This is a genomic window from Achromobacter mucicolens, from assembly GCF_902859725.1.
GTDB lineage: Bacteria > Pseudomonadota > Gammaproteobacteria > Burkholderiales > Burkholderiaceae_B > Achromobacter > Achromobacter mucicolens.
Genome location: NZ_CADIJP010000014.1, coordinates 143,924 through 151,469 on the forward strand (window position 1 = coordinate 143,924; position 7,546 = coordinate 151,469).

Below are 7,546 nucleotides of genomic sequence, written 5' to 3' on the forward strand. Positions count from 1 at the left end.
ACCGTGTTGGATGCCGCCGATCCGGAATTCCTGCTGACCCGGCCGGAAGACATGCGCTCAGCCCTTTTCGAGCTGACGCACCCCGACAGCCACATCCTGGTGCGCGATGCCGCGGACCGTGAGATTGCCGTGCTGATCCTGGGAGCCGACAAGCAGACGCGCCAGTTCTTCTGGCGCCCGCGCGACTACGATGGCGCGGACTTCGAGCAGTCGGACAGCATGGGCCTCCTGAGCGGCACGAACTTCCACTTCCATGCCACCGCCTATGGCGGCGTGCAGATCCGCTTTCGCGTCCAGCGTCCTGAAGTCATCCACTTCGATGACGGCAGCGCGGCGCTGATGTCGCCCTTCCCCGATCGCCTGGCCCGCATCCAGCGGCGCAAAATGTTCCGCGCCTCGATGATCACCAGCGCCAACCGGTGCTTCGCCACATGGCAAGCGGCGCCGGCGGACAAGCCAGTGGGTTTCACCGTGCGCGACATTTCAGTGGACGGCGTGGGCCTGCGCGTGGGACTGGCCGTGGGCGAGCTGCCCGAGCGCGGCACGGTGATGCAAGACGTGGAACTGGATTTCGGCGAACTGGGCAAGCTGAGCGCCGACCTGGAAGTGCGCAACATCTATCCGGTGTCGGGCCAGCCGATGGCCGCCGCCGACGGCAGCGACGGTGAAGCGCCCAAGCACGTGTCGCTGACGGGCGAACCCCCGGTCAGCCATGTGGGCGCCCTCTTCATGAACCTGAACGCCCGCCAGGAAAACTGGCTGCAGCAGGTGGTGTGGCGCCTGGAGAAAGGCGCGCAGCGCAACTGAAACGGCGCCTCGGGCCGCATGGCGCGCTCCTGATGGCGCCGCTGCAACGCAAAAGGCCTTCCCGCGGGAAGGCCTTTGAGCTGCTTGCCGGCCTTACACGGCCATCGACGAGATTTCCTTGTAGGCCGCAACCAGCTTGTTGCGCACCTGGACCGCCGTCTGAAAGCCCAGGCTGGCCTTCTGCAGGTCGATCATGACGTCGTTGAGCGAGATGTCGGGCGCGCCCAGCTCGAAGGCCTTGGCCTGGTTGCTGGCGGCGTTCTGGGCGGAGGTCACGCGACGGATGGAGCGCTGCAGTTCCGCGGCAAAACCGTCGGGTTGCGCGACGCCCTCGCCGGCGGACAGATTACCCGTCTCCGCCTTGCTCACGACCGCGCGCATCTGCTGGAGCATGCCTTCGATGCCGGACAAGCCTGATACAGCCATTACCTATTCCTTGCTGGTGGGATTACGCCAAATTGAAGACGCAGCGTAACGCCGATCAGGGCTGTCCATAGCCGACAAGAACCGCCAAAAAACCTGACATTTCAACGAATGCGAACGTCCCCCGCCGGGGATGCGGCCCCGCTTTGCGCCTCGTCATCGACATAGGGCTTAAGTAACGCCAAAAAACGGCTGTTTTCATCGATTGGGATTGGTGTCTCAGGGGCAATAATCCACGCTCTCCCCAGACCAGAAGCACGTTGCATGTGTAATCGGCCCTACCCAGACATGAAGTCATTTTCCCTGCTCCGCGAAGCCAGCGGGAGCCGTCAATGAATCAGCAGGCTACCCTGAGCTCGTCGCTTCTGGCCAAGTTCCCCGTGCTGGAACGGGTCCGCGCGCTTCCCAAGCCCGTCCTGCTCGGCGCCGCCGCGGCCCTTGTCGCGGTGATCGTCGCCGTGGTCATGTGGAGCAGCGAACCGAAGTACAAGGTTCTGTTCTCGAACCTGGACGACCGTGACGGCGGCGCCATCGTGACGGCCCTGGGCACGATGAACGTGCCCTACCGATACAACGAAAACGGCACCGCGCTGCTGGTGCCCGCCGACCGCGTCTATGACGCCCGGCTGCAGTTGGCCTCGCAAGGCCTGCCGCGCGGCGGCTCCGTCGGCTTCGAACTGATGGACAACGCCCGCTTCGGCGCCAGCCAGTTTGCGGAACAGATCAACTACCAGCGCGGTCTGGAGGGCGAGCTGGCCCGTTCGATCGAAGCCATGAACACCGTGCAGCACGCCCGCGTCCACCTGGCCATGCCGCGCCAGTCGCTGTTCGTGCGCGAGCGCCAGGCGCCCACCGCCTCCGTGCTGCTGAACCTGTACCCGGGCCGCAGCCTGAGCGATGCCCAGGTGTCCGCGATCTCCTGGCTGGTGGCTTCCAGCGTGCCGGAGCTGACCGCCGAAAGCGTGTCCATCGTCGACCAGAACGGCCGCCTGCTGTCCGCCCCGCTGGGCGAAGGCCGCGGCATGGACGCCGACCAGCTTCGCTTCGTGCGCGAGATCGAGCAGCGCACCGTCGAGCGCATCCTTACCATCCTGAATCCCCTGGTCGGCCCCGGCAACGTGCACGCCCAGGCCACCGCCGACGTCGACTTCTCGCGCCGCGAGGAAACGTCCGAGGTCTACCGCCCCAACCAGGAACCTGGTCAGGCCGCCGTGCGCAGCCAGCAGACCAGCGATTCCACCCAGCGTGGCGTCGGCCCCGCCCAAGGCGTGCCCGGCGCGCTGTCGAACCAGGCGCCCGCCAACGCGCAGGCGCCCGTCACCAATCCCCCGCAGCAGCAACCGCCCCGCCCCGGCCAACCGCCGCAGGCCAATGCACAGCAGCAGCAACAGCAACAGCAGCAGACCGGCACGCAGGCCCCCGCCGGCAACCTGAACGAACGCCGCGACGCAACGACGAACTACGAAGTCGACCGCACCATCAGCCACATCAAACAGCCCGTTGGCAACCTCAAGCGCATGTCGGTGGCCGTGGTCGTGAACTACGTGCGCGACAAGGATGGCGAACTGCAAGCCTTGCCGCCCGAGGAACTGAACAAGCTCACCAACCTGGTGCGCGAGGCAATGGGCTATTCCGAAGGCCGCGGCGACTCGCTGAACCTGGTCAACAGCCAGTTCAACGATGGCCCGCCGCCGCTGCCGATGTGGCGCGATCCGGAAATGATCTCGCTGTTCAAGACGATCCTGTTCTGGCTGATCGGTGGCGTCCTGGCCCTGTGGCTGTACCGCAAGATTCGCCGCTCGGTCACCGAGTACCTGTACCCGCCGGTGGATCCGGAACAGGCCGAAGCCGAGCGCGCCGAAGCCGCCCGCGAGGCCCAGGACCTGGCCCGCGCCAAGGAAACCGATCGCTATCAGGACAACCTTGAACGCGCTCGCACCATGGCCAACAAGGATCCGCGCGCCGTCGCGATGGTCCTGCGCACCTGGATGACCAAAGATGAAAAATGATTCCCTGCCAATGGACGGCATGACGCGCAGCGCCGTCCTGATGATGTCGCTGGGCGAAGACGCCGCGGCCGAAGTGTTCAAGTACCTGAGCGCCCGTGAAGTGCAGCAGGTCGGCGCCGCGATGGCGAGTCTGAAACAGGTCACGCGCAACGACGTCGCCGTCGTGCTGGAAGAGTTCCGCCAGGAAGCCGACCAGTTCATGGCCGTGACGCTGGGCTCGGACGACTACATCCGCAGCGTGCTTACCAAGGCGCTGGGCAGCGACCGCGCGGCCGGCCTGATCGAGGACATCCTGGAAGCCGGCGACGGCGGCAGCGGCATCGACGCGCTGAACTGGCTGGATCCGAACACCGTGGCCGAACTGATCGGCGACGAGCACCCGCAGATCATCGCGACCATCCTGGTGCACCTGGAGCGCGACCGCGCCGCCGGCGTGCTGGCGCTGTTGACCGACCGCCTGCGCAACGACGTCATGCTGCGCATCGCCACCTTCGGCGGCGTGCAGCCGGCCGCGCTGTCCGAGCTGACCGAAGTGCTGAACTCCGTCCTGGCCGGCCAGGGCGCCAAGCGAAGCAAGATGGGCGGCGTGCGCACCGCGGCCGAGATCCTGAACATGATGAACTCGACGCAGGAAGAAACCGTGGTCGCCAGCCTGCGCGAACGCGACAACGACCTGGCGCAGAAGATCATCGACGAGATGTTCGTCTTCGACAACCTGCTCGACGTGGAAGACCGCGCGATCCAGCTCATTCTCAAGGAAATCGACAACGACACGCTCATGGTCGCGCTCAAGGGCGCCCAGGAAGAGCTGCGCGCCAAGTTCCTGCGCAACATGTCCAGCCGTGCGGCCGAAATGCTGCGCGAGGACCTGGAAGCCCAGGGCCCGATCCGCATGTCGAAGGTCGAGACCGAACAGAAGAAGATCCTGCAGATCGCCCGCCGCCTGGCGGAAAGCGGCCAGATCGTGCTGGGCAATTCCGGAGACGACGCGTATGTCTGAAGCGGACAACGGCGCGGCGACGCTCATCTCGCGCAGCGCCGCCTGGCGGCGCTGGCAGATGCTGTCGTTCGACGAGCCGGCGCCCGTCGAAGTCGAACCCGAGCCGGAACCCGATCCGGGCCCCGATCCCGCCGTGGTGATGGCGCAGTTGCGCGCCCAGGCGATTGCGGAAGGCCACGAGGAAGGCGTGACGCGCGGTCATGCCGCCGGGTTCGAAGCTGGCCAGCAGGCGGGCTATGAGGCCGGTCTTGCCGCTGGCCGCGAAGCCGGCCACGCCGAAGGCCTGGCCCAAGGCCGCGAACAAGGCGCCGCCGAAGCGCAGCGCCTGCATGCGCTGGTGGAAGCCTGCGCCGTCTCGATCGGCGCGCTGGAAGAAAAGATGGGCCAGAGCCTGTTGACGCTGGCCCTGGACATTGCCCAGCAAGTCGTGCGCACCACCCTCGCCGAACAGCCCGAGACGGTGGTGAACGCCGTGCGCGACGTGCTGCACATCAATCCGACGGCCGGCGGCCAGATGCGTCTGTGGGCCAATCCGGACGATATCGAACTGATCCGCCTGCACCTGGCCGACGAATTGAAGGAAGGCCATTGGCGCGTGCTGGCCGATGAATCCATCCTGCGTGGCGGCTGCCGCGCCGAGACGCCTTTCGGCGACATCGACGCCACCTTGCAGACTCGCTGGCGCCGCGTGGCCGCCTCGCTCGGCCGCAACGCCTCCTGGGAGGAGCCGGTGTGAACGGCAATCCGGCCTCCGAGCAACCCGGCCAGGCCGGCGCGCCCCTCGCGGGCGCCCCGGCCGTTTCCGCGTCGGCCAAGCCCACCGCGCCGGTGCTCGACCGCTGGCAGACGCAGCTTGAGATCGGCTCGATCCGCGCGGCGTCCACCGATCCGTGGCTGGTCAGCGGCAAGATCACGCGCGCGACCGGCCTCGTGCTGCACGCCACCGGCCTGCGCCTGCCCGTCGGCGCCGCCGCCCGCATCGAGATCGCGCGCGGACACGACCATTGGGCCGACGCCGAAGTCGTGGGCTTTGACGGTCACACGCTGTACCTGATGCCGCAGGCCGACATTTCCGGCCTGCCGCCCGGCGCGCGCGTCGTGCCCGGCGAACCGCCCGTGCAGCGCCAGATTCCGCTGCCGCGCAAGGCCGAACTGAACGGCAATGCCAAGCCCCAGCTTGGCCGCCACCTGCCAGTCGGCAACGCCCTGCTTGGCCGCGTGCTGGACGGCGCGGGCCGTCCGCTCGACGGCCTGGGTCCGCTGACCGGCGCCGAACTGGCGCCCCTGTCTGCCCAGCCGATCAACCCGCTGTCGCGCGCGCCCATCGATACGGTGCTGGACACCGGCGTGCGCGCCATCAATGGCCTGCTCACTGTCGGCCGCGGCCAGCGCATGGGCCTGTTCGCCGGTTCCGGCGTCGGTAAATCCGTGCTGCTGGGCATGATGGCCCGCTATACCAAGGCCGACGTGATCGTGGTCGGCCTGATCGGCGAACGGGGCCGTGAAGTCAAGGAATTCATCGAGCACAACCTGGGCCCGGAAGGCCTGGCACGCTCGGTCGTGGTGGCCGCGCCGGCCGACGTGTCGGCGCTGCTGCGACTGCAAGGCGCCGCGTACGCCACTCGCCTGGCCGAGCATTTCCGCGACCAAGGCCTGGACGTGCTGCTGATCATGGACTCGCTGACCCGCTATGCGATGGCGCAACGGGAAATCGCGCTGGCCATCGGCGAACCGCCCGCCACCAAGGGCTATCCGCCGTCGGTGTTTGCCAAGCTGCCCACGCTGGTGGAACGCGCGGGCATGGGCGCGCCCGGCCCGTCCGGCAAGGCCGGCTCCATCACGGCGTTCTACACCGTGCTGGCCGAGGGTGACGATCAACAGGATCCGATCGCCGACTCGGCGCGCGCGATCCTGGACGGCCACGTCGTGCTGTCGCGCCACCTGGCCGAATCGGGCCACTACCCCGCCATCGACATCGAAGCGTCGATTTCGCGGGCGATGACCTCGCTCATCACGCCGCAGCAGTTCTCCATCGTGCGCCGCTTCAAGCAAAGCCTGTCGCGTTACCAGCGCAACCGCGACCTCATCGCCGTGGGCGCCTACGCCGCCGGCAACGACCCGCAGCTGGACGACGCCATCGCGCGCTACCCGCGCCTGGAAGCCTTCCTGCAGCAGGACATCGGCGAGAACGTCGGTTACGAAGACGCCGTCAACCAATTGCGAGCCAGTTTCGAATCACGGGACACTTATGCCTAGCCAACTGCCTCTGGACATGCTGATCAACCTGGCCAAGGAAAGCACGGACGAAGCCGCGCGCCTGCTCGGCCGGCTGACCGCCGAACGCAGCAATGCGCAACGCCAGCTTTCCATGCTGCACGACTACCGCCAGGACTACCTCGAGCGCCTTCAGACGGCGATGACGACCGGCATGGCCGCCAGCGACTGCCACAACTATCAGCGCTTCATCGGCACGCTGGACGACGCGATCGGCCAGCAGCAGGGCGTGCTGCGCCAGGCCGAGGAAAACCTGTCCAAGGGGCAGCTCTACTGGCAGCAGGAAAAACGCAAGCTCAACTCCTACGATGCCCTGGCGCAGCGCGAGCAGCGCGCCCAGGCGCTGGTGGAGTCGCGCCGTGAACAGCGCGCCAACGACGAATACTCCGCCCGCCTGGTCCAGCGCCAGGCCAGCGGCATGCAGCATTAAGCAATACCTCACAGGAAGCTTTAGATGACCGCTCCCCTGCCCTTGCCTTCGATCGCGCCGGCCTCTCCGTCGCCGGTCAACGACGTGCTCGGCGCCAAACCGGCTGCCGGGAACAAGAAAGATAAAGGCCCCGCCTTTTCCGACGTCCTGGCGCAACAGCGTCCGGCGCAGCAGCGGCCCAACCAGGCCGCCGACGCCCGCCCCGCGAACGGCAACAGCAAGACGCCGTCCAAGGACGGCAAGCCCGGCGATCCGGCCGCCACGGCCGAAGGCGCCGCCGCCGGCGCCATCAATGAAGCGGTGCAGACCGCCGCCCAGGCCGAAGCCGGCGCTCTGGCCGTCGCGGCGCAGTTGCCCGTGGCCCCGTCCGACCTGCCGCAACAGGCCCTGGAGATCGCGGCCCAGGCCGCCGAACAGGTGCAGCTTGCCCGCGGCAATGCCGCTGCGGCCGTCACCGCCATGAACCAGGGCGCCGCCGTGCTGACGGCCGCGCTCAATGCCGCCGACACGTTGGCGCCGCAGGCCGCGCAGCAGACGCCGGTGGCCGCGACCGCCGGCCAGGCGCAAGCCGCCGCCGCCCAGATCGCCCGCGACGCCGAAGCC

The 7,546-nt window shown here is 67.6% G+C and carries 7 protein-coding genes and 1 pseudogene; 7 read left to right on the forward strand and 1 reads right to left on the reverse strand.

The genetic code is table 11. The features are described 5' to 3' along the window. Nucleotides 1-6 precede the first annotated feature (6 nt). Nucleotides 7-807, forward strand: a complete 801-nt coding sequence (locus HV786_RS18840) for a flagellar brake protein (protein WP_128828429.1) — start codon at nucleotides 7-9, stop codon at nucleotides 805-807. Between the two features lie 93 nt (nucleotides 808-900). Here HV786_RS18840 and fliE read toward each other — a convergent pair whose 3' ends face one another. Continuing rightward, nucleotides 901-1,233 carry a flagellar hook-basal body complex protein FliE gene (fliE, locus tag HV786_RS18845; protein ID WP_056316686.1) on the reverse strand — a complete coding sequence of 111 codons (333 nt, stop codon included), beginning with the start codon at nucleotides 1,231-1,233 and terminating at the stop codon, nucleotides 901-903. Between the two features lie 329 nt (nucleotides 1,234-1,562). Between fliE and fliF the strand changes: the two genes are divergently transcribed. From fliF to HV786_RS18875, 6 genes and pseudogenes are all read left to right on the forward strand, one after another. Next, nucleotides 1,563-3,239: a flagellar basal-body MS-ring/collar protein FliF gene (gene fliF / locus HV786_RS18850; protein ID WP_128828152.1), complete on the forward strand. Its 1,677-nt coding sequence runs from the start codon at nucleotides 1,563-1,565 to the stop codon at nucleotides 3,237-3,239. After that, nucleotides 3,229-4,239 (forward strand): flagellar motor switch protein FliG, encoded by a 1,011-nt coding sequence (fliG, locus tag HV786_RS18855; protein ID WP_056316680.1) that lies wholly within the window; start codon nucleotides 3,229-3,231, stop codon nucleotides 4,237-4,239. The genes fliF and fliG overlap by 11 nt, the downstream gene beginning before the upstream one ends. After that, complete coding sequence (gene fliH / locus HV786_RS18860; protein WP_056316677.1) at nucleotides 4,232-4,975, forward strand: flagellar assembly protein FliH; 744 nt, start codon at nucleotides 4,232-4,234, stop codon at nucleotides 4,973-4,975. The genes fliG and fliH overlap by 8 nt, the downstream gene beginning before the upstream one ends. A 92-nt stretch (nucleotides 4,976-5,067) precedes the next feature. After that, the gene (fliI, locus tag HV786_RS18865) at nucleotides 5,068-6,495 is read left to right on the forward strand and encodes a flagellar protein export ATPase FliI (RefSeq protein WP_056318674.1); all 1,428 of its coding nucleotides are present in this window, start codon (nucleotides 5,068-5,070) and stop codon (nucleotides 6,493-6,495) included. After that, the gene (gene fliJ / locus HV786_RS18870) at nucleotides 6,488-6,943 is read left to right on the forward strand and encodes a flagellar export protein FliJ (RefSeq protein WP_056316675.1); all 456 of its coding nucleotides are present in this window, start codon (nucleotides 6,488-6,490) and stop codon (nucleotides 6,941-6,943) included. The genes fliI and fliJ overlap by 8 nt, the downstream gene beginning before the upstream one ends. A gap of 24 nt (nucleotides 6,944-6,967) precedes the next feature. Beyond that, nucleotides 6,968-7,546: pseudogene (locus HV786_RS18875) on the forward strand (flagellar hook-length control protein FliK); the annotation flags it as partial.